This is a genomic window from Rhodomicrobium sp. R_RK_3, from assembly GCF_002198715.1.
Classification (GTDB): domain Bacteria; phylum Pseudomonadota; class Alphaproteobacteria; order Rhizobiales; family Rhodomicrobiaceae; genus R-RK-3.
Window position 1 is genome coordinate 79,807 of the sequence record NZ_MWLK01000008.1, and the last position, 21,685, is coordinate 101,491.

At 66.5% G+C, this 21,685-nt stretch carries 18 protein-coding genes; 7 read left to right on the forward strand and 11 right to left on the reverse strand.

Going from position 1 to position 21,685, the window contains the following annotated elements; translation table 11 throughout:
• Position 1: 1 nt before the first annotated feature.
• The 5 genes from BLEFHOIH_RS04115 to BLEFHOIH_RS04135 all read right to left on the reverse strand — a co-directional run bounded on the left by BLEFHOIH_RS04115 (position 2) and on the right by BLEFHOIH_RS04135 (position 6,891).
• Positions 2 to 1,369: a trypsin-like peptidase domain-containing protein gene (locus BLEFHOIH_RS04115; RefSeq protein WP_170936989.1), complete on the reverse strand. Its 1,368-nt coding sequence runs from the start codon at positions 1,367 to 1,369 to the stop codon at positions 2 to 4.
• Positions 1,370 to 1,511: 142 nt separating this feature from the next.
• Positions 1,512 to 3,179: a peptidoglycan-binding protein gene (locus tag BLEFHOIH_RS04120; protein ID WP_088343248.1), complete on the reverse strand. Its 1,668-nt coding sequence runs from the start codon at positions 3,177 to 3,179 to the stop codon at positions 1,512 to 1,514.
• A 207-nt stretch (positions 3,180 to 3,386) separates the two neighbouring features.
• Positions 3,387 to 4,460, reverse strand: a complete 1,074-nt coding sequence (locus tag BLEFHOIH_RS04125) for a protein phosphatase 2C domain-containing protein (protein WP_088343249.1) — start codon at positions 4,458 to 4,460, stop codon at positions 3,387 to 3,389.
• Complete coding sequence (locus BLEFHOIH_RS04130; RefSeq protein WP_088343250.1) at positions 4,457 to 5,254, reverse strand: FHA domain-containing protein; 798 nt, start codon at positions 5,252 to 5,254, stop codon at positions 4,457 to 4,459. Before BLEFHOIH_RS04130 ends, BLEFHOIH_RS04125 begins: the two co-directional genes overlap by 4 nt.
• A gap of 98 nt (positions 5,255 to 5,352) precedes the next feature.
• A complete protein-coding gene (locus tag BLEFHOIH_RS04135) occupies positions 5,353 to 6,891 on the reverse strand; it encodes an FHA domain-containing protein (protein ID WP_170936990.1) in 1,539 nt (512 codons plus the stop codon).
• A gap of 274 nt (positions 6,892 to 7,165) precedes the next feature.
• On the opposite strand from BLEFHOIH_RS04135, the gene BLEFHOIH_RS04140 reads away from it, so the two are divergent.
• Entirely contained in the window at positions 7,166 to 7,549 is a 384-nt protein-coding gene (locus tag BLEFHOIH_RS04140) for an FHA domain-containing protein (RefSeq protein WP_088343252.1), read from the forward strand.
• Between the two features lie 48 nt (positions 7,550 to 7,597).
• On the forward strand, positions 7,598 to 8,716 hold the full coding sequence (locus BLEFHOIH_RS04145; protein ID WP_088343253.1) for a serine/threonine-protein kinase: 1,119 nt from the start codon (positions 7,598 to 7,600) through the stop codon (positions 8,714 to 8,716).
• Between the two features lie 5 nt (positions 8,717 to 8,721).
• Here the strand turns inward: BLEFHOIH_RS04145 and BLEFHOIH_RS04150 are convergent, their stop codons facing one another.
• Complete coding sequence (locus BLEFHOIH_RS04150; protein WP_088343254.1) at positions 8,722 to 9,639, reverse strand: toll/interleukin-1 receptor domain-containing protein; 918 nt, start codon at positions 9,637 to 9,639, stop codon at positions 8,722 to 8,724.
• A 311-nt stretch (positions 9,640 to 9,950) separates the two neighbouring features.
• On the opposite strand from BLEFHOIH_RS04150, the gene BLEFHOIH_RS04155 reads away from it, so the two are divergent.
• A complete protein-coding gene (locus BLEFHOIH_RS04155; protein ID WP_088343255.1) occupies positions 9,951 to 10,628 on the forward strand; it encodes an FHA domain-containing protein in 678 nt (225 codons plus the stop codon).
• 14 nt (positions 10,629 to 10,642) lie between these two features.
• Complete coding sequence (locus BLEFHOIH_RS04160; protein WP_088343256.1) at positions 10,643 to 12,973, forward strand: CHAT domain-containing protein; 2,331 nt, start codon at positions 10,643 to 10,645, stop codon at positions 12,971 to 12,973.
• 30 nt (positions 12,974 to 13,003) lie between these two features.
• On the opposite strand, the gene BLEFHOIH_RS27475 is transcribed toward BLEFHOIH_RS04160, so the two are convergent.
• Positions 13,004 to 13,507, reverse strand: coding sequence for an FAD-dependent oxidoreductase (locus BLEFHOIH_RS27475; RefSeq protein ID WP_125461572.1), 504 nt, complete (start codon positions 13,505 to 13,507; stop codon positions 13,004 to 13,006).
• An 86-nt stretch (positions 13,508 to 13,593) separates the two neighbouring features.
• Positions 13,594 to 14,808: an acyl-CoA dehydrogenase family protein gene (locus BLEFHOIH_RS04170; RefSeq protein WP_170936991.1), complete on the reverse strand. Its 1,215-nt coding sequence runs from the start codon at positions 14,806 to 14,808 to the stop codon at positions 13,594 to 13,596.
• A gap of 683 nt (positions 14,809 to 15,491) precedes the next feature.
• On the opposite strand from BLEFHOIH_RS04170, the gene BLEFHOIH_RS04175 reads away from it, so the two are divergent.
• From BLEFHOIH_RS04175 to BLEFHOIH_RS04185, 3 genes are all read left to right on the forward strand, one after another.
• Positions 15,492 to 15,980 (forward strand): hypothetical protein, encoded by a 489-nt coding sequence (locus BLEFHOIH_RS04175; protein WP_088343259.1) that lies wholly within the window; start codon positions 15,492 to 15,494, stop codon positions 15,978 to 15,980.
• A 138-nt stretch (positions 15,981 to 16,118) separates the two neighbouring features.
• Complete coding sequence (locus BLEFHOIH_RS04180) at positions 16,119 to 16,919, forward strand: class I SAM-dependent methyltransferase (RefSeq protein WP_088343260.1); 801 nt, start codon at positions 16,119 to 16,121, stop codon at positions 16,917 to 16,919.
• Between the two features lie 485 nt (positions 16,920 to 17,404).
• Positions 17,405 to 18,556, forward strand: coding sequence for a serine protease (locus tag BLEFHOIH_RS04185; protein WP_170936992.1), 1,152 nt, complete (start codon positions 17,405 to 17,407; stop codon positions 18,554 to 18,556).
• Between the two features lie 7 nt (positions 18,557 to 18,563).
• Here the strand turns inward: BLEFHOIH_RS04185 and BLEFHOIH_RS04190 are convergent, their stop codons facing one another.
• Genes BLEFHOIH_RS04190 through BLEFHOIH_RS04200 form a run of 3 tightly spaced genes read right to left on the reverse strand, consistent with a single transcriptional unit; the run spans position 18,564 to position 21,543 of the window.
• Positions 18,564 to 19,316: an aspartate/glutamate racemase family protein gene (locus tag BLEFHOIH_RS04190; protein WP_088343262.1), complete on the reverse strand. Its 753-nt coding sequence runs from the start codon at positions 19,314 to 19,316 to the stop codon at positions 18,564 to 18,566.
• Between the two features lie 23 nt (positions 19,317 to 19,339).
• Positions 19,340 to 20,629: an FAD-dependent oxidoreductase gene (locus BLEFHOIH_RS04195; RefSeq protein ID WP_245296863.1), complete on the reverse strand. Its 1,290-nt coding sequence runs from the start codon at positions 20,627 to 20,629 to the stop codon at positions 19,340 to 19,342.
• Complete coding sequence (locus tag BLEFHOIH_RS04200; RefSeq protein ID WP_088343263.1) at positions 20,626 to 21,543, reverse strand: NAD(P)-dependent oxidoreductase; 918 nt, start codon at positions 21,541 to 21,543, stop codon at positions 20,626 to 20,628. The genes BLEFHOIH_RS04195 and BLEFHOIH_RS04200 overlap by 4 nt, the downstream gene beginning before the upstream one ends.
• Positions 21,544 to 21,685: the final 142 nt, after the last annotated feature.

Below are 21,685 nucleotides of genomic sequence, written 5' to 3' on the forward strand. Positions count from 1 at the left end.
ATCAGCCTCTTCCGGTCTGGCGCTGGCGGGCATCGTGTTTCACCGAGAGCTGCACGCCGCCGAGGCGCAGCCGCAGCCCGTCGCGGAGCCGGATGGCGTCGGGCTTGCCGGCGGCGCCGAGCTTGACGCCGTCGGCTTCGGTGCCGTTGGTCGAGCGAAGGTCGGACAGCATCAGCCCCTCCGCGCCGCGAAAAATCTTGGCATGGCCGCGCGAGGAGACCGTCGCATGCGGCACGACGAGATCGCAGAAGCCGGGGTCGCGGCCGATGATGACGGCGCCGGCGCGGCCCATGCGGGTCTCGTCGAGCACGAGGCGGATCTCGGCGCCGCTGTCCGGCAGCCGGCCTTGCAGCAGCCAGCGGCCCTCGCCCGGCGGCGCGTTCGGCAAGCGTCCGTTGCGAAGCGCGGTGGTGAATCGGTGGCCGGGCGCCTCCTGCGCCGCCCCGCCCGCGCCTCGCGCGGCGTGCAGATAGAACAGCGCGATGGCGGTCAGCACGGCGGCGCTGGCCAGGATGGCGGCGGGCGCCCCGGCCGCGCGCCAGGCCGAGCCCGAGCACCGCCGCGAGCGGATCTCGGCGCCGAGATTCAGCACGCGGAGCACGGAGGCGAGCTCCTTGGCGTGGGAGGCGAAGAAGGTCGCCTGATTGACGTCGACCTGCAGCTTGTTGCGCAGCGGCCCCGCGCCCGCCCTGATCTCGGCGGCGGCGCCGAGCGTATTGACGCCGACGACTTCGCCGCAGCCGTTGATGAGCGGGCCGCCGGAGCTGCCAGGGTTGACCGCCGCCGTGTGCTGCACGACCTCGACCCGGCGGCCGCGGTCCTTCCAATCGGCGGAGAAGACGCGGCTGACCTCCCCCGAGGTGCGGGTCGAGATGAAGAAGGCATCGCCCCGCGTGTCGACGATGTCGGAGGCGCCGGGGAAGCCGATGGCGCGCACCCGGTCCTCTTTCTCCAGCGGGCCGTCATTGATCGGCAGGGCCGGGGCGGCGAGGCCGGCGACCTGCAGCACGGCGAGGTCGAGCTCGGCCGAGGACCAGCGCACGCTGGCCTGATGCGGATGTTCGGCGTCGCTCTCGCGGAACACCACCATCTGCTGCGGCCGCGATCCTTCCGCGTCGACGACATGCTGGTTGGTGACGACATAGCCGGGCGCCACGACGAAGCCGGTGCCGGTGATGAGGCTGGTCTGCGTCCTGATGACGACGCGCACCAGGCTTTCATCGACATCCGTCTCGCGGCAGCCGGCGAGCGCCGCCGCCAGCGCCAGGGCCGCAGCGAGACGGAACAGCGCCGCCGCCATCGCCCTCGAGGCGGGAGGTCGAGCCGAGCCATTCCGCCACTGCCCGCCCTGTCCGACGGCCCCGCGCATTCGTCCCCCTGTCCTATCCCCCGGCGCCGCAAGCCTCGGCCGATGACGGTCCGCCCCGGTCGGAGGCGATCGGCCCCGCATAAGCGGTGGGGCGGCACGGAACCGCCCCACTTCGCCGTTCGGATGCCGCGGCCATCCCGATCTAGCGGGTCAGAACCGCGACGACGCTGTTCGGATCGCCCATCAGCTTGGGCGTCTGCTCGCGCCCGAAATCGCGCCGCGCCTGGCGGGCGACGGTTTCGCGGACATAGGCATGCAACTCGCCGAGCGTGATCTTGCCGTCGGCATTGGCATCGGCCGGGCCCTTCAAGCCCTCGATGACCTGACTGGTGAACAGGCCGTGGCCCTTTTCGTCGTCCCAGCTCGCGAGCTGGTTGCCGTCGGCGGCGGCGAGCACGGTCAGGCGGCTGGTGGCGGCGGTTTTCGGCATTTCCGCGCTCACCATGACCGGCGAGGCGCTCTGGATCAGCATGCCCTTATGGCTGCCGCCGGAGAAGCAGGCGTCGAGCAGCACGGAGACGGATTTCGCCTGGAGCTGGCCGAGATTCTTATACATCAGGTCGAGCGAGAAGCCGTTGATGGCGATGGCGTTCGGGTCGGTGTCGACAGGCAGCAGATAGGGTGTGTGCGAGTTCACGTCCGGCGCACCGTGGCCGGAATAATAGACCAGCACGTTGGAGCGGCCCTCGGGATCGATATAGCGCCAGAGCTTGCCCTTGGCATTGTCGGACGAGCCGAAAATGGCCAGCATCTCGGCCTGGCTCGCATCCTGCGCCCAGATGATGTTCTGCGGATCGAAGCCCATGTCGTTGACGAGCAGCGCCCGGATGCCTTCCGCGTCGCGCACGCCATAGGCGACTTCCGGGATGTCCTTTTGGCGGTAGCTTTTATTGCCGATCACCACCGCGACGTCATATTTGCGCTTTGGCGTCAGCCCGTCCTTGACGGCCTCGACCGGCGGCAGGCTCTTCGCATTGCCCGCGATGGCCTTGGCGGCGGGCGCCAGCGGCACGCTGCGCAGCACGGGGGTGGCGCCGGTCACACCGCCTCCGGCGACCTGCCGGCCGGCGATGGCCGCAAATTGATTGTCGATATTCGCCAGCGTCTGGCTCAGGCTGGCATGGGCGTCGGAGACGAGTTTTTTCTCCTGTTCCGGCAAAAGCGTATCGGACGTCGACATGCCGGCGGCCTTCTGATAGGCGGCGATGGCCTTGGACGTGCCCTGGCCGAACGAGCCGTCGATCTCGCCGGTATAATGGCCGAGCGCCTTCAGCGCCGCCTGCACGCGTTTTTTCTGATCCCGGTCGGAGCTGGGCCGGACATCGGGCGAGCCGAGCGATGCCATCGCGCTATGCAGATCCGCCTCCGCTTTCAGCAGGCCGCGCTGTTCCTCGTCGAGAACGCCGGTCTGCGGGATCTGCTTGGATTCCTGATAGCGGCGGATCGCGGCCTGGGTCTTGGTGCCGCCGTCGCCGTCGATGGCGCCATTATAGAAGCCGAGCGTGGTGAGCGCCTGCTGGACCCTGTGGCCCTCGCCATATTGGCTTTCCTGGCGCTCCGGCCCGCGCGGGCTGTGCGAGCGCTGCCTGGGCGCCTCGCCGCTCGGGCGCTGCTGCCGCTGGCCGTTCTGCCCGCCTCTCAGCATCTCGTTGATGATGATGCCGGTGCCCAGGCCGCCGATGAAATCGCCGGTGCCCGCGTGCAGCGGCGCCGCCGCATGAGTAAGCACCGAACCTGCGAGCAGGGCGCTGAGGGCGAGGCGGCCGGAGAGATGGGCGGTTCGCGCCAGATGTCCATGGAATCTCATCATCAAAATGGCTCCTTGCGATAAATATCAATATAAACTTCGTCAAGTTTAGCGAGCCATCGTCTTTCGCACAAGATAGCGCGCGGATTTCATGGTATACGATACAATATCATGCGTACTTATCCTTACGGATGATATGAAATTAAACTTCATCCATAAGCATGAAGCAGACGAACGGCGTGTTGCATCGCGTTTGCAGTATCCGTCCGGTTATTGGGGGTGGCTCGTGTTCTTGCTCTGCTTCCTTTCCGGAATTGGCGTATTGCCCGGCATGACCGGCTCAGGCTCTTCCCGTTCGCCAAAATCCTGGGTCTCTGTCTGGAAATGCCCGGGATTGTCCGGACCCTCCGCCGCGCGATTGTCGGCGCCGCTGAACCAGACGATGCCGACGATCAGGGCGATGACGGCCAGCCCCGCCGCTGCGGCGCGCTTGATCGCGGTCATGCTCGGATGCCGGTCGGGATCGGCGGCGGCAGCGCGATGCGGGGCCCCCAGCACCTGGACGGCCATCACGGTCGCATTGTCCTGGCGCGGGCGTCCGGCGGCGTTGACGGCGTCGACGAGCTCGTTGGCGACGGCCTGGGCGCCCCGGACGCGCGCCCGCTCGATAACGTCCTGGATCGCGGCGCGGCTCAGCGTTTCGAGCCCGTCGCTGGCGATGATGATCCAGTCGCCCGGCTTCAGCTCGTAGGGCTCGGCGCGCAGATCGACGAGGCCGAGCCTCGCCCCGGTCACCGCCGAGCGCAAGGCGTGCCGCATCGGGTCGGAGCGGGCCTGCTCCGGAGTGATCTCGCGAAGCTGCGCCATGCGGTCGAGTTCAGGGCCCATGGAATGATCGGCGTTGAGCGGCACCAGCCGGCCGTTGCGCAAGAGCAGGATCAGCGAGTCGCCGACGCTGACCCAGTGCAGCGCGGCATTCTCGAAATGCGCCCCGATCAGCGTGCAGCCCATGCCGTCGAGGCCAGGGTCCTCCTTGCGCCGCGCCGCCACCGCGTCGTTGCCGGCGTGCAGCGAGAGCTCGAGGCGCGCTGCGATTGTCTGTCCAGCGATGCCGCAATAGCGCTCCTTGAAGGCGGTCACCGCGGTGGTGCTGGCGACGGCGCCGCCGACATGGCCGCCCATGCCGTCGGCCAGCACGGCGAGCAGGCGTCCGGTGCGCTGCGGCCGGCCATGGCCAGGCGGCTCGGCCGCCTCGGCCTGCGCGGCGACGAACTCGCAGTAATCCTCCTGGTAGTCGCGCTGGCCCCTGGTCTGGCAGAGGGCGAATTCGCAAGCAAAGCTCATTGTGCCTCGACGTCGGCCCAGTCGAAATTGGGTCCGCAGAGCGGGATGAACATCAGCCGCGTCTGCCCGACGCCGATGACATCGCCGTAGGACAGCACCACCCGCTCGGTCGGGCGCGACTCGTTGACGGAGACGAGGTTGGATTTGGCGAGGTTCGGGATGAGCAGGTATTTGCGCTCCTGGCTGTCATAGCGGATATAGGCCTGCTCCTCGGCCGAGATCGCATCGTCGCCGAAATTGATCGGGACGCGCTGGCCCTTGTCGCGGCCGAGCGTGTTGTTGCCGTAATAGACGGGGCGGCACAGCCCCTTGCCCGGCCCGCCGATGACCACGAGCCAGCCGACGACGGGGCCTTCCTTCAGCAGGATGGCGAGGTCGGCGGCGGCGAGGGCGCCGCCTGCGGGCGGCGCAGGGGCCTTCGACGGCGCCCCGGGCTCGGCCGGGGCCCCGACCGAGGGGCGCAGGACGCGGGTGTAGCCGGCCTCGGCGCCTGCATCGGCCTGGGTATAGGAGGCGCCCCCGGTGGGCGCGCCGCCCGGCGGGGTCTGCGGGGTGAGCCTCAGCGGGCCGCTGGCATCGCCGCCATGGGGCTGGCGCGGCGGACCGGCGGGCGTCGTCGCGCCATAGCCGCCCGGATTGCCGCTAAGCACGGTCGTCGCCTCCACGCCCGGATGGGGATCGCCATAGCCGGGCTGCGGCGTCTGGTGCGGGCGGTAGGCTTCGGTCTTCCTGTCGCCGTCCGCCGCTGGCCGGATGACGACGGTCTTCTCGGAGTCGAATGGTTTGTCTGCCATCTGGCGCCTCGCAAAATTTATTGGGATGCAAATAGAGCGACGGCCCTTCCGGGCGGCGGGCCTGCGCTGCTTTCGATTATGACTGCCGCGGCGCGCCGTCAGATCGTCGCGGCATGGAATTTCACCCGCACTTCGCCGAGCTGGACGACATCGCCGTCCTTCAATTCGGCGCGCTCGACGCGGACCGAATTGATCTGCACGCCATTGCCGTTGCTGCCGCTCAGGTCGGTGATGACGAAATCGCGCTGCGGGGTCATGTGGACGACGGCGTGGCGGCGATGCACGGTGGTGGCGTCGAAGCGGATGTCGTTGTCCTCGTGGCGGCCGATGCGCAAGCCGGTCTGCTTGAGCGGGATGCGGTCGCCGCTGCCGACGACCTCGAGCCAGCCATACACCTCACCCGAGCCGCCCCCGCCGCCCCTCGGCGCGACGATGCTGGTCGGCATGTCCGCCGCCTCGCCGCCGCGTCCGTAATCGGCGCCGGGAATATCGATGCCGATGGAGCCGCCGATGGTGCCGGACTGGGGCAGGTCGTGCGCGGCTAAGACAAGTTGATGGCGCGGGCGGAAGAAGGCCACATAGACGGCGAGCGCGATCAGGGCCAGCACCACCAGGATCAGCGCAACCAGCACGAAAAGGCCGCCGGTCTTGCCGAACACCCGTTCGAAGCTGGCGACAATATTGCGGAAAAACCCTTCCGGAACCGGGGGCCCGTAATAGGGGAGCTGGACCGGCCTTTCCATATTCGCCAGGCCGCCTGCGCCTTCGAAAGTGGTCGAAATGGAGAATTTGACGGTCTCGTCCTTCTCCAGTGTGCGCAGCGGGAAGCTGATCGAGCCGCCATTCTTCAAGAACTCGTAGAAGCGGTCGGCATAGGCGTCGGACAGGACCGAGCCCTGTTTCAGATTGGCCTGGCGCGACGGGCCGCCGGTGCGTTCGGCGAGCTGCTTCATCTTGTCGAAAACCGAGCCGTCGATCTGCCCCTGGGCGTAGGTCACGGTGTAGATGACGACGTTGTTGTCGGGGTCGATGGCCTTGTTGATGACGTTGAAGCGGGCGCCCTCGGGATCGGGGTCCTCGGCGAGGCCGTCCGTGACGATGACCAGCGCCTTGCGGTCGGCGCGGACGCTGCGCAGCGAGTCGATGGCCGTGCCGACCGACTCGTAGAGATAGGTCTCCTTGCCGACCGGCGTGATCTCCGACAGTTTCTGCTCCAGCACGCCCTGCGAGGAGCCGACCGGCGCCAGCGACTTATAGCTGCGGTCGAACGTGCCGATGCCGATCAGGTCGTTATCGCCCTTCCTCAGAATGACCTTGCCGAAATCACGCTTGATGGCTTCGATGGTCTGGGTGCTGAGCGAACGGCTCTGATCGATCATGATCAGCCAGGCGGCCTTCTCGCCGTCCTCGGCGAAGCGCGACAGGGAGAGGTCCTGCGACTGCTCGTCCGGCCAGGTGATCTTGACCTCGGAGAAGCTCTTCTCCTCCTTGATCAGAAAATTGTCCGGCACCTTGGTGTTCAGCCGGATGTCGCAATTCACCATCCGCGCGGCCGGATCGATGCTGCAGCGGGGGACGAGATCGACATCTTCGGTCTGGGCGGAGGCCGCGCGCGTCAGCAACGGCGTTGAAAACATGAGACAAAGCGCAATAAACGAAGCGGTTCTATTCCGCATCTCCCCACTCCCGCATGAAATGTATTCGAACATAAAAACGAACATCAATTTGGGAGAACATAGATCAATATTGACAGGCTTTCAACGGTTTCGCACCCGTATATCCACTTGGTTATAATTCGGATAGTGACGCCGCCGTGCAAATTGCGGCAAATTATAGTCTGGACGCCGCGGTCCCGCCCGGTAGGGTCGAGTAAGCGTCGGCCACAATTTATGGGCCTATTCGAGGTTAGTGATGTCCGGCGAGCCCTGGTGGTTTAACGACAGTGCATCCGACCGGGTGGTCTGGCGCTTTTCGGGTTTTGACAGCGCCGGCGTGATGATCGACTTCGAATTTGCCGGTCCGAATGCGGCCTCGGCGACGATTGCGTTCAAGCCTTACTGCCTGATTGGCCGCGACCCGGCGCGCTGCCATGTCGTCATCGTCGACCCGACGGTGTCGCGGCTGCATGCCGAGATCCACTATTTCCCGGGCCATGGGGTCAAGATCCGCGATCTGGGCTCGTCCAACGGCACTTTCGTCAATGGCGAGCGTGTCCACGATGATTTCCTGCCGATCGGGATGCGGTCCGTGATCGCCCTCGGCGCCCTAAAACTCGACGTTTCGATCAAGAGATAATAGTTTCATCAGCATACATCTGATTTTATTTTGAATGGGTTTTACGCGATGGCATCGGGCCGCAATCTGCCTGCCGGAACTCGGATCGATCGATATACCATCATCAACGTCCTCGGCTCGGGCGGCTTCGGCGTCACCTACAAGGCGCTGGACGCGGCGAGCAGCCAGGTCTTCGCCATCAAGGAATATTTCCCCTCGACCCTCGCCATCCGCGTCGGCAGCCATAGTATCGTGCCCAGCTCGGACGATGCGGCCTCCGATTTCGAATGGGGGCTGCAACGCTTCGAGAACGAGGGCCAGACTCTCGCCTTCTTTCGCCACCCGCATATCGTCCGGGTCATCCGGCTGTTCCGCGCCAACAACACCAGCTATATGGTGCTCGCCTTCGAGGCCGGGCAAAGCCTGAAACAGTGGCGGCAGCTCTCCAACCGCGCCGCCACCCAGGCCGAGTTCGACCGGCTGATCCCGCCCTTGCTGGACGCCCTGACCACGATCCACGACAACGGCCTGCTGCACCGCGACGTGGCGCCGGACAATATCCTGATGCGCGAGCGCGGCGATCCGGTGCTGCTCGATTTCGGCGCGGCGCGCGATGCGGTCGGGGCGCGGCGCGGGATGCTGAGCGCCATCGTCAAAAGCGGCTTCTCCCCGCCCGAGCAATATTCGACGGATCGTGCCGACCAGCATCAAGGCCCGTGGACGGACATCTATGCGATGGCCGCGACGCTCTATTTCCTCATCACCAACCAGGTGCCGCCGCACGCCGTCGCGCGCACCGCGAACGACGCCTATGTGCCCGCGGCGCAGGCCGCCGGCAGCGCTTATCGCCAGACTTTCCTCGCCGCCATCGATGCCGCCATGCAGCTCAATCCGCGCGCGCGTCCGGCTTCGATCCAGCAATGGCGGTCGGCATTGCTAGCGGCGCGCCCGCCGACCGACCAGCGCGCCACGCCCAAGCCGAAGAACGACATCCGTGTTCCGCCCGCGCAGCCGCAAGCGGCCCCGGCGAAGCGCGCGCCGCAGGCGAATGTGGTCGGCCCGGCCCCGGTCGCCGACCAACCGTCCCTGCCGCTCGCGCCGCGCTTTCCGGCATGGCTCGCCGTGGCGGTGGTGCTGGGCGGGATCGCCGCCGCGATCCTGCTTTCCGTGGTGCTGCAAATCGGCTGACGGGCTCAGCGGGCGCGCGGCTGGGCGAGCCAATAGCCGATCCAGGCCGAGAACAGCGCCTGCCAGATCACCCACCAGAAGGCGCGCCCCGGCAGCCCGGCATACCACCCGACCCAATCGGCCAGGATCCAGCTCGCCCCGCCGACCAGCGCCGTCAGCATCCACAGATCGAGCCGCCGCAGCGATCCGCGCACCAGCGCGAGCCCAAGCAGCGTCACGGCGCCGAACAGCGCGCCGCAAAAGAAGCGCAGCGCGTCCCGTCCCATCTGCCCGTTCGCCCCGACCCAGAGGCCGAAGGCGCAGACCCAGGCGACGAGCACCGCAACCACCGCAACGAGCGCGGGCAGCCAGCGCTTGCCCGAGATCAGCCAGACGCCGAAACCGATCACCAGCCCCGCCAGCAGGCCGGGGAAGATATAGAAGCTGTCGAGCGTCGCACCCGGCCGCTTGATGAGCAGGAGAGTAAACAGCCCGGAAAACGCGCCGAGCAGTCCCAGGATCGCGGCCAGCATCATGGCCGTCGGCCGCCCCGCGATACGGTCGACGCGGGCGGCGATGTCGAGGCCGAGATTGCCCTTGGGCTGCAGAATATCGACCGAGCGCAGGTAGGACGGTATCTCCGAAATCTTCGTCCGCGCCACCGCGACGGGCAGTACGTGATCCTCCGCCACCGGCCATTTCTGCTGGGCGAGCTGCAATTCGCTCATGGTACGCGTGCCCTGCGCGACCGATTGGGGGGTGATCAGGAAGATGAAGGCATCGGCGCGCTCGATTTGATCGGGAGCGCTTGGCCCGCGCCCGGAGCGTAGCACGCGGTGCCCGCGCGCCTCGATCGAGGAGGCGATGTCCCTTGCGTGCGATTCCAGTTCGGGCTGATGCGACAGAAATATCGTGGATTGAAAAATGCGCGATGGCAAATCCATGCCGTAACTCCCGCGTTAAAAAAGATCAGGCAAAAATTGGACGGAATATTGTGTCACCTCTTAGCGGATCGGTCCAAAGCTGGGAAGATGAATGTCGGCCGGAGGAGGTTCGCTTTGGGGGATTTGCTTAGGCGCGATGTTTGCTGCGCGAAGGGAAGCTGACCGGGCAAGCATTCCGCGAGCGCTGAGCGCTATTTTTCCCCAAAGCTCAGCTACCGGCGCTGAAAACCCAAATACGGAGTTGAAATCTATTGGCTTTGCCATAAACTCGGAGCCATATTGGCTGGCGATTGCTATAAGTATAAATCCGAATGCAGATAACGATTTATAAGCTCTACGATTTTTTCGAAAGTTACGACTTCCAGCGCGGCCTCGAGCTGGCATTGCATGAAGCGGGCATCGTCGCGGTCGCCTATCTGAAGGACGACGAAAAAGTCATGCGCGCCGCGCTGCTCATCCATGACAGCGTGCTGCCGGACTCGGTGCGCATGGTGGTCGGCCTCACCATCGGCAAGGACGGCTTCGTCCAGTTCATCTTCCGCATCCGCGATAAGCTGGTCGAGCAGGACCGGCTCGATTTCGCTTGGCTGGACCTCGGCGAGATCAAGATCCTGCTGCTGTCCCAAATGGGCGCCGGGGCGTTTTCCGACTGGGTCTGGATGTTCACCGGCCGCACAACCGAAGGGCGGACGATGATGTTCGAATTCGCCGGGCCGGGCAAACAATCCGAGCAGCGGCCGTTCCTGCCGAGCTTCATCGTCGGGCGCAGCGCGGAGCATTGCCATATCGTGCTGCCCGATCCGCGTGTGTCGCGCCGGCATGCCGAACTCAGCTATTTCGCCGATAAGGGCTTGTGCGTGCGCGACCTCGCCTCGACCAACGGCACCTATCTGGACGGCGCGCGGCTCGACGATGCGTTCCGGACCTTGCAGCACGGCGCCGAGATCGGTTTCGGCAAGCTGCTGATGCGGGTCAGCGTCAATCAATAGGGGGCGAGGCGGCGATGGCGTCCGATGGCGATGGCAAGCCCGACGATCCAGGCCGCGCCGCCGATAGCGCGCCGCCGCCTGCCGATATGCTGCTAGGGGTCCTGCCACCCGACCGGCCGACCGTGACGCGGCCGGTGGATCGCCGGCGGAGCGCCGCCGGAGGGGAGCCGGGCGAGGGCGCGGAATTCCTCATCCGCTGGTGGCGCGAGGGGGAGGGTGACGCAACCGGGCCGCATGAGCTGGCGGTCGCGGGGCCGGCCATGCTGCTGGTCGGGCGGCTGGCCAATTCGGATATTGCCCTCCCCGACGAGACCGTCTCGCGGCTGCACGCCAAGATTTCCGTGGTCGGCGGTCGGGTCGAGATCATCGACATGCACAGCGCCAATGGCACCTTGCTCGACGGCCGCAGGATCGGGCGCGGCGACTGGCCTCCCGGCCAGCGCTTGCGCATCGGCGGCTTCGCCTTCGACCTCGCCGAGCGCGGAGCCTGCGCGCCGGAACCCGCGCCCTCGCCTGTCGCGTCGGCGCTCCGGCTGCGCGTCGCCGTCACCCATGGCGACATCGCCGGACGCACCGCCGAGGTGCTGGTGCTGGGATTGCTCGACGCCATGTTCCGCTCCACCGCCGGCGTCGAGATCGACCGGCAGAGCGGCGGCATTCTGCAACGGCTGCAAAAGGGCGGCCGGCTCGACCTCCGCCTCGGCGCGACCAACCTCATTCCCCTGGTCGAGGGCACATTGTCCTATGAATATATCCTGCTGGTCGGCCTCGGTTCCGCCGACGCGCTCGACGCCAGCGCCACGACGGCCGACCGCAAATTGCTGGTCGACGGCGCGCTGCAAGCGCTCGGCCTCTATGGCTTCGAATATGCCCTGCAATTCAAGCTGCGCAGCCTGGCCACCGTCCTGTCGCTGGCGGGCGCGGCGGACGATCCCGGCCTGCTCGCCCGGCAACTGATCCGAGGCTGCCTCCGCTCGGCGCTGAGCGGGGCGGGCGTCCATGGCGCGGCGCCGCTGCCGCTCATCACCCTCTGCGAATGCGACGCGGACCGGCACCGGCAAATCCTTAGCGCGCTGGAGCAGGAGGCGAAAGACCTCGCCGACCCCGCCTTGCGGTCCGAAATTCTCGGGGCGGCGGCGAAGGACACCGCCGTGCTCCTCGTGATCGCACCGGAATATGCGGCGGGATTGCCGCAGACGCGGCCTGTGCCATCAGCCGCGCCGCCGCCGCCGCGCGAGCCGGTCAAGCTCGATGTGCGCTCGCTCGGACGGCGCGCCGAGGATGGGGCGCTCGAATTCGAATTGAGCTGCTACCGTCCCGCCGGCTACGCCTATGCCGAGACCCAGCGCTGCCTGCTGTCGGGCGATGTGCTGGCCAGCCAGCTTCCCCAAATCTACGATATCCGGCAACCGCCGGAGCTCCGGCTGAGGCTTGCCGAAGCCATCTTCGAGCGGCTGATTCCGCAGGCCATCCGCGAGGCGATCCGCGAGGAAACCGCGAACCGGTCGCTCTGCGTCACGATCGACACCGATGTCGCCATGCTCCCCTGGGAGGCGCTGGTGCTCGGCACGCCGCCCAGCACCGGGCCCGGCGTCAGCCGCATCCTGCGCGCGGCGGGGCGGGCGAGCGTGCGGCCGATGCTGGGTGAACTGCTGCTGCCCGTCAACCTGCTGCTGGTCGTCGACCCGACCGGCGATCTGCCGGAGGCCGAGGCAGAGGGCGAGCGCATTGCCGGGATCGCCGCGCGCCGGCCGGACTGCTTCACCGTCACGCTGCTGCGCGGCGGGGAGGCGCGCAAGGGCCGGCTGATCGACGCGCTGCTGGGGACGCGGCCGCATGTCATGCATTTCTGCGGCCATGGCGCGTTTTCGCCGGCGAAGCCGAAGGAAAGCGGTCTGATCTGCGCGGGCGGCGAGGTGCTGACCGGCATCGACATGTATTCGATCAATCCGATGCCCAACATCCTGATCTTCAACGCCTGTCTCTCCGGCCGCCTGCCCGAGACCGCCCTCGGCAGCGGGCCGGAAACCACCAGCCATCCCGCCGCGCCGATGACCGGCATCGCGGAAGCGGCGATCCATGGCGGCGTCGGCAGTTTGATCGGCACGCTCTGGCCGGTCGGCGACGCCGAAGCCACGACCTTCGCGGAGCTGTTCTACGACAGCCTCTTGGCACACAAGCCTGTGGGCGAGGCCGTGGCGCGCGGCCGCGAAGCCATCCGCTCGGCGCATCCACTGTCCTTCGACTGGGCGAACTACGTGCTCTATGGCGATGAGAGCCAATATCTGCGCGCGGCGCGGGTAAGCGGTTCGCGGGGGGATACGCTCTGGATGGGACGCGACTGACCGAATGGCTCGCGCCGGGCGACCGCGCCTTTACAGCGATCCGCAGGCAAGCCCCTCGCAGCCGCCATGCTGACCCCCTGTCGCCGTTTCCAGAGCGCCTTCCACCCACCCTTGGTTGGAGGACCACGCCTCCCCGACGATATGCAACGCTGTTTCGGGCAGGGGGGCGGCGATGGCCTGCATGACCTCCCAGCTCTTCACGCCGCGATTCCAGGTATGCCAACCGCCCCCATGGGGGTCATCCCGCCAATTCATGAAGGCGACCGAGAGCGGCGCCGCGATGGCCGCATCGAGGCCGTGTACGACCTTTATTTGCCGCAGCGCCGCCTGCGCCACCGGGCCTCTTGGATCGAGCATGGCGACGACGTCAAGCGGCATTCGGCGCGCGGCCTCGATCTCGGGGGCTCGCGCGGCAAGCGCGGGCGCCAATGCATGGATATTCGCAAATAAGGTTTCGCCTGTTGTCACGTCGCTGTTCTCCTGGACTTTTCCGACGCCGCCTCTGCAAGAGCGGCGGCGCGGGGCATGCGTCATGGGCAACCCGGCCGCAGGCCTAACAATCAGCGCAGCGGCCGGGATTTTTCGGCGAGACCGTCGGGCGCCCCGGTGCGCCTACGGCATCAATACATGGCCTGCTTCGGCGGCTGTCCGCAGCGGAGCCGGCCGTAGATCTCGAGGCTCGGAGGGGCGGCCAAAAGCCCGTGCAGCGTCGCCGTGCGGATATCGCGCCAAACCCGTCCCATCGGGTTCGACACGGCCGCGGCCGACGCGCCATAGATCACGGCGGCATTGTCCACCGCTTCCGCGACGAGCCTGGCGGCAAAGCCGATGTCGCGGCGGATGCGGGCGCGGTCGAGAAGCTGCATCTGTTCGGTCCCGGCCTGCGCATTGCGGTCGATATCGTCCGCGGCGCGCTGGATCAGCAGGTTTGCCGCATCGATCTTGGCGCTGATTTCACCGATTTGCAGGTGGATGACCGGAGATTCCGATTTCATCTCATTGCTGCCATGGACCGTGCGCCCCGGCAGCCGCTCGAGCAGAATATCGAGCGCCGTCTGCGCCGCGCCGAGCACCGGCGAAAATTCCGTAACCGACAGCAGCGGCAGGACGGACGCGCGAAAGACCGGAGCGGTCGCGATCGCCCCCTGGATTTCACCGGAGAGGATTTTCGACAGCGGGGCGACCCGCTCCTCCGGCACGAACACATCGCGCACCCTTATGCTGGAGCTGCCGGTTCCCCTGAGCCCGGCTGTGTCCCAATCGTTGAGGATGGTGATGGCCTCGACAGGCACGAACGCGAAGCCATGGTCGATGACGGTGCCCGCCTCGTCCACCAAGGGGATAGCGAGCGCGTCCCAGGAGGCGTGGTAGATGCCGGAGTTGAAACCCCACTGGCCTTCCTCGATCATATAGCCGCCAGCCGCCTTGCGTACCTTCGCGCTGGGACTGCCGGTGGCGCCTGCCCGGAAGCCGCCCGGCGTGGCGACGAGCGCGTCCGCGACGGCCTTCGGATAGAGCGCATGCAGCGCCCAGGATGCGTTGTTCATCAGCGCGAGAATCCACCCCACCGACAGGTCGCCGCGGCCCAGCTCTACGAGCGTGGCGTGCCGGGTCTTCATGTCGGCCTCGAAGCCGCCATGGCTGCGCGGCGCCGAAAGTTTTACGAGGCCGGCGGCGTCGATGCGCTCAAAGAGGTCGGCTGGGATGCGCCCGAGCGCGTGGATTTCCTGCGAGCGCTCGCGAAGCTCCGGGACGAAAGCGCTGGCGCGGGCGATGACGGTTTCGTCGATATCGGGGTGCGAACGGAAAACGGACGGAGGATTTGGATCCACCATATTGCAATGACTCCAGTGATGTTGTAGCTGCCTGCGGCGACTGGGCGGAAATTTGCGCGGCCTTTTCAGAGGCCACGCAAGGGACCTTTGTGGAAATGATGCAAGGTCTTCCCGGCTGACGCCGGGATCGGTTCGCTCGCCCCTGATGCAATCAGGCGAATAGGTATGCGCTTGCGGCGCGCAATGTGAGAGCTGACAGCGAACCACGAACATAATGGATGCGCCCTCCAGCGCCTTGACTATAGGCCGGATGGCCGATCGAGACCTGCGGTGAGGTGCCGGTTCGCTAGCGGTCACGCTCAGATGCGCAAGAACCCTCAGGAGCATCACGCGGCGCGCCGACGATAGTGCGGCGCCAGAAACGAGACCGCCAATTCCGGCGTTTCGGTCAAATTTTCCGGTGAATCCATCATGGCCGGCCCCCGCCTCCAGCCCCTATATGGTTGAGCTATGGAGGCGCCGAATCTCATGGAAACAAAGGGGTCCTGCGTGGTTCTGAGCGAGGGCTTCCATACCCGAAGCATGGTTCTAAAATTTGCCGAACGTCCGGCAGAGGGGGCTCGCGCCGAACGGGGGCTGCTCTGAACAACACGGGCTGACTGCCGGGCCGCTGCGGCCCCCGGCCGGCCCGGCGAGGCGAGACCTCGTCGCGGCCTTCCCCCTTCTTAGAAAGGAGCATACCCATGTTTGACATTTCCCCGCTTGGCTGGCTGCACACACTCGGGAGCCTGCCCGCGATACCCGCCGCCGCCTATATGTTTGCGCGCCATGGCCGGATTGTCCCGAGGTCGACGGCCGGCGCCGTCTATTTCGCCGCCATGGTGATCGGCAGCTTGACGGTCTTTCTGGTCGCCAAGCAGCCGGTCAGCTATGCCATCGCCATCATCACGCTGCTGCTGCTGTTCGCCGGCTACGGCATCGGCTCGCTTCAAGGGATCGGCCGTGCCGGCGTCTATATCGAAACCATCTGCTTGAGCCTCACCGCCTTTCTGCTAATGCTGCCCACGGTGACGGAGACGCTGCGCCGGGTTCCGGACGGCCACCCGCTGGTGACCGACCTGACGTCGCCCCTTCTTCTCGGCTCGCAGGCGAGCCTGCTGCTGGCTCTGCTCATCGGCCTGACGATCCAGATCCTTTACTTGCGGCGGCAGCGGGCGATCTCGCTCGCCTAAAACGCGACGCACCAGGCCCCTGCATCGATCGCGTCCATCGGAGCTTCGGCTTCCTGCGGCAAACTCGCTATCGGAAGCCGCAGTGACATTGGATGCCTCCTCGCTGCCGCATTGCCGGGTCAAGAAGCCGGGCCCGGCATGCGGTCCGACGCGCCAAGGCGTGAGCGGCCCTATCAGCTAAGGAACGATGTGTCCAAGTCTCCAAGGAACCCGTTTGCGGAAGCGGTGCTCGCCCGCGTCGCATTCCCGCCGCAGGCATTCATCGTCGACCTCGCTTGCGGGCTTGGGCGTCCGAGCCTTGAAATAGCGGTGCTCCACCCGGCTGCGTCGGTGCTTGGCGTGGACATCGCGCCCGAGATGATTGGGCAGGCGAGAAAACTGGCGGCGGCGGGCGCCATCGCCAATGCGCGTTTCGAGGTCATGAACATCGACGATCTCGCGATCGCGAGTGCGTCCGCCGATGCCGCCGTCTCGCTGTTCGGGCTGCTGCAGGTGGGAGATCCCGTCCGCTCGATCGGCGAGATGGCGAGGATCCTCAAGGCCGGCGGAGAATTCAGCGTCGCCGCCTATGACGACATGCGGCAGCACACGCTCCTTTCGGCGGCGCTTCCCGTCCTCTCGCAATATGCAACCGACGAACTGACGCCACCCTACATGACCATCGAACCCCGCGCCCAGACGCAGATGCTGCTGGACGCCGGATTGACGGCGTTAGAAACGCAGATCTTCCATTGCGTCATCCCGTTCCCGTCGTTCGAGGCGATATGGCAGATGCTGTCGAGTCCGCAGATGTTCGCCCGCGTGATCGCAACACTCGGCGACGAGGCGACGGCCGAGGCAAAAGCCGAATTGCTCCGGGTGCTGGCTCGGTTCGAAAAAGACCCGGCAGGGGCCTATGAATTTCCCTTCTCATGCCGGATCTCGTGGGGACGGCGCTGAGAGCCGGAAACCGATCTCCCCTCCCGGCAGCGTTGCTAGCTTCTCTCACGGCGGTGGGGCATAGCTACCGCTCCGCGAGGACTGTCTCCCCGCTCGCTTGCCGCTCCAAACGCAGCAGATCTATCGACGGCGACACTATTGCTCCGAATAGTTTTACAAATTTGTGGTGTTAATCACTTTCGCAGCCGCGCATTGCCGAGGGCACGGTACGCAGAAAATTGCCTGTAGGCTAAGCCATTCCGATAAATATCCATTGCGTACATGCGCTTAAGCCTGACCAAAAGACCCGGCGGCTTTCGCGCAGATCCGCTATTCCGCGAATATTACTATTTATGTTCAAAAAATCATCTGATTAAACCTTGAGTTGCTTCACTCTTGGCGAATGCATCCGTAATTTCCATCGGATGCGTATGTCCTCCAGCCCGATATACCTCGGCGTGGTTCCTGCGCTCTCCGCACTACTCGCGGTCTTTGTCAGTGACGGCGTGGGAGCGCAGACGAACGCATCGGCTGACAGTATTCAGCCTATAAATCAGGCCGCCAATATTGCACAGCGGCACCGCACGGCGGTCGCGGCGCATCTCAGCGAGGTCTACCGCGTCCTCGTCCAGACGGACGATCGGACGCGAAGCGCCTCCGCCTTCCTTGCCAGCGGAAGCCGGATCGTCGCCACCAATCATCACGTCATCGACGGCGGCCGAACGTTCCAGATCGGCTATGTGGAGGAGAGCGGCAGGCTCCGCCGGGTGCCGCTACGGCTGCTTGCGAGTTTCCCGCAGAAGGATCTCGCTCTGCTCGAGGCCATGTCCGACCTTCCCGGCCAGGCGATGTCCGTCGTCGTGGAAGATCCCGAGCCGGCGTCCGACCTCTTCGCCATCGGCTTCCCGGCCGCCGCCGATGTCAGGAACGAGGTGCCGGTCGCCGACGAGCAGGACCCGAATTTCTTCCGCCCTTCGGTGGTCCGGGGCGCCGTCTCGCGCATCATCAAGGGCAACTGGCAGCAGACGCGCTTGCAGCACCAGACGCCGATCAGCGTGGGATATAGCGGAGGACCATTGCTCAATGACGCTGGGGCCGTCGTGGGCATCAGCACCTCCATCAGCAACGACGCGAACGGGATTTCCTACGGTGCGCTCGGGGAAGATCTGGCGCGGCTGCTCGGGGCCTGCGGTCTGCCGGTGCGCACCATTCCGGAAACGGCGAACGGGATCGCCGGCCAGAAATCGGCCAGCCTCGCGGCGGCCCCCGCGCTGACCGACATTGCATCGGCCCGGCCGGAGCACGAAGCGCTTCGGGCCAAGGGCTACCGCCTGCTGCGCGAAGGCAATGTCGCCGCCGCGCGCGCCACCTTCGAGCTGCTGGCCTCGCGCTATCAGCTCGCGGAGGGCTACGCCGGCCTTGCCGCCACCTACGATCCCAATTTCCTGAGGGGAATGGCCGTCGTCGGGCTGGAGGGCGATTTTGCCAAAGCGGGCGAGCTCTACGCCAAGGCCCGGAGCCTCGGCGGGGTGAGGACGTCCAGCGGGCAGGTGGCCGCCATCGGGAGTGAGGCCCAGCGCTGCCAACGCAGCCTCTGCATCCTCATCGACGGCGGGACGCAAGCGCGCTTGTCCTGTGAACCGGCGCCGGCAAGGTAAGCGACGGTCAATCCCGGCCGAAGACGCGCGGGCGCAGGCCGGCGTGGAACCAGGTGATCATCGAATAGATGTCATAGACCGGCAGTCCGACGGCGGCCCGGAGGGCGGCGGCATAGGGCGGCATGTTGGTGCATTCGAGCACGATGGCGCCGACTTCCGGATGCCCGGCGACCAGCGCCTTGCCGGCTTCCACGACATCCTGCTCGGCGAGCGCGATGTCCATGTCGTCCTTCTCGGCCTTGATCAGGACGCGGAAGAACTCCTGGCCGTGCTCGGTGCCGGCGACGGGCGTGTCGAGGGGGACGCCCGCGCTTCGCAGATGCGCCGGGCTCAGCGTCCCGCCGCAGACGGTGACGATGCCGACGCGCTTGCCCGGCGGCAAGGTCGCCTGCACCCAAGGCACTTGCATCAGCGACGAGGTCGCGACCGGCACGCGGGCCGCGGCGGCGAGCTCCTGCTGGAACAGTGCGAGGAAGCCGCAATTGGTGGTGATCGCCTCCGCGCCAAGGCTGACGAGGTCCTGGGCGGCTTCGATGAAGTCGGGCAGCAGACCGGCTGCGCCTTGCAGCACGACTTTCTCGGGGCTGGCGCCGCGCACCACCCGGTAGAGCACCGGGAACGGCCATGTCGAGGCATTGCCCATGTCGCCGGGGATGCGCGGAAAGCGGGCCTCCAGCATCAGGATGCCGAGCGGCGCGCCGTAGACGGCCTTGCCGCCCTTGGCGATGCGGGCGGCGGGGGAGGGCGGATGAGCGGTCATAGCCGGGTCCAGTCGAAGGCAGGTCAGAGGAAGCGCTTCGGGTCGAAGGCCCCGAGCGGAATTTCCGGCTCGCGCGCCGCAATGAGCTGGGCGACGAGGCGGCCGGTGCGGGCCGAGCTCACCAGTCCGACATGGCCGTGGCCGAAGGCGTAGACCACATCGCGGCTGGCGCGCGCATGGCCGATGCATGGGCGGCCATCCGGCATGCTCGGACGGTGGCCGAGCCAGACGCGGATTTTTTCCGGCGGCAAGTCCTTGGGCAAATTCGGGAACATGCTGATTAAGTGATCGCGCAGGATATCGGCGCGGCGCCAATCGGGAGCGGCGTCGAGACCGGCGATCTCCACCTGCCCGGCGCCCCGCAGCCCCTTGTTCATCCTGCTGGCCACCATCTTCGTATCCGACGCCATGACCGGCGTGCGCGGGCCGGTGCCCGCATCCTCGATCATGACATGGTAGCCGCGCTCGGTCTCGAGCGGCAGCCGGTCGCCGATGGAGGCGCAGAGCGGCTTGGAGCGTGCGCCCGCCGCCACGACCACGGCATCGCAGGCGATCTCGCCGTCGCCGGTGACGACGGCTTTCACGCGGCCGCCTTCGAGCTTGAGCCCCGTAGCCCTGGCCGAAACGAAGGCCGCGCCCAGTTCGCCGGCATAACGCGCCAGTCCGGCGACATAGGCGCCCGGATCGCGGCAGCGCCCGGCCTCCTCGACCAGCACGCCGAATTTGTAGCGCCGATGCAGTTCCGGCTCGCGCTGGCGCATCTCGTCCTCGGAGAGTTCCAGCCATTCGATGCCGACGCGCTTGCGGATGCCCCAGGCCAGCTTGTCGGCCTCGAAATCGGCGCGCGACGGGTAGATATGCATCAGGCCCTGATGTTCGATCAGCGCGCTGAGCCCAGCCTCGGCGGCGAGCGCCTTGTGCAGGAGCGGCGCGTCCCGCAGCAGATTGCGCAGCGCCCGCGCCGTCTCCTCGACTTTCGCCTCGGTCCAGCCGGACCAGAGATATCGCGCCAGCCAGGGCAGCGCTCTGGGCAGATAGGACCAGCGGATCGCCAGCGGCCCGAGCGGGTCCATCAGGAATTTCGGCAGCTTCTTCCAGACGCCGGGCTCGGCGGGCGGGATCACCGAATGCGATGACAGCCAGCCGGCATTGCCGTAGCTCGCCGCCTGCTCGCCGCCGGGCGTGCCAGGGTCGATGATGGTGACGCGGTGGCCGTCGCGCAGCAGCTCGATGGCGCTGATGACGCCGATGGCCCCGGCTCCGATGATGGCGACGTGACGGCCGCCCGCCGCACTCACGCCGGTGGCGCTCACCGTCCGGTCGCCGCGATGCGGCGGCAATGGTCGAGGGCGGCGTTGATGAGATTGTCGCTGGCCTCCGGCGTGCGGAAGGCGGAATGGGCCGACAGCGTGACGTTCTCCAGCGTCGTCAGCACGTGCCCGGCGGGCATCGGCTCCACGGCGAAGACGTCGAGCCCGGCATGGCGGATGTGGCCGCTGCGCAGCGCCGCGATCATCGCATCCTCGTCGACCAGCGCGCCGCGCGCCGTATTCACCAGAATGACGCCCGGTTTCATGCCGGCGATGCGCTTGGCGGAGATGAGGCCCTTGGTCTCGTCGTTCAGAAGCAGATGCAGCGAGATCACGTCGCTTTCCGCGAGCACCTGCTCGAGCGGCAGGAACGCGACCCCCGGATGGCGTTTCGGGCTGCGGTTCCAGGCCACCACCTTCATTCCGCAGCCGCCGGCCATGCGGGCGACCTCCGCCGCGATGCCGCCGAAGCCGATCAGGCCGATGGTCTTGCCGGTCAGCTCGACGCCATCCGTGCGCACCCAGTGGCCGGCGCGCATCTGGCGGTCCATGCGGGCAAAACCCTTGGCGGCGGCCCACATCAGCGCCACCGCGCATTCCGCGACCGCCGTGTCGCCATACCCCTTGATGAGATGCACGGTGATGCCGCGCCCGGCCAGTTCCTCGGGGTTCATGTAGCTGCGCGCGCCGGTGCCGAGGAAGACGACATGCTTGAGGCCGGGGCATTCCGCCGCAACCGGGGTCGGCAGATGGGTGTGGTCGATGATGGCGATCTCGGCATCGCCAATGACGGCGGGAAGCGCGTCCGGCTTCACGTCCGGATTGCGGTTGATGACAAGGTCCGGATCTCCCGCGTGCCACAGCTTTTCCGCGACGGCGGCGAGGGTATCGTTGGCGTCGGCGAATACGGCCCGCAAGGCAATCCTCTCCTTCAAAGGCCGCGTCGCCCGGCAGCGCGCGGCGTGTTTCGGATTTTTATACGGAGTTGCATTTGGATTCTAAGCCTTTTTCCGGGCCTGCGCTGCCTAGATTTTAGGCATTCGCGCCGGTGCGCCGTGC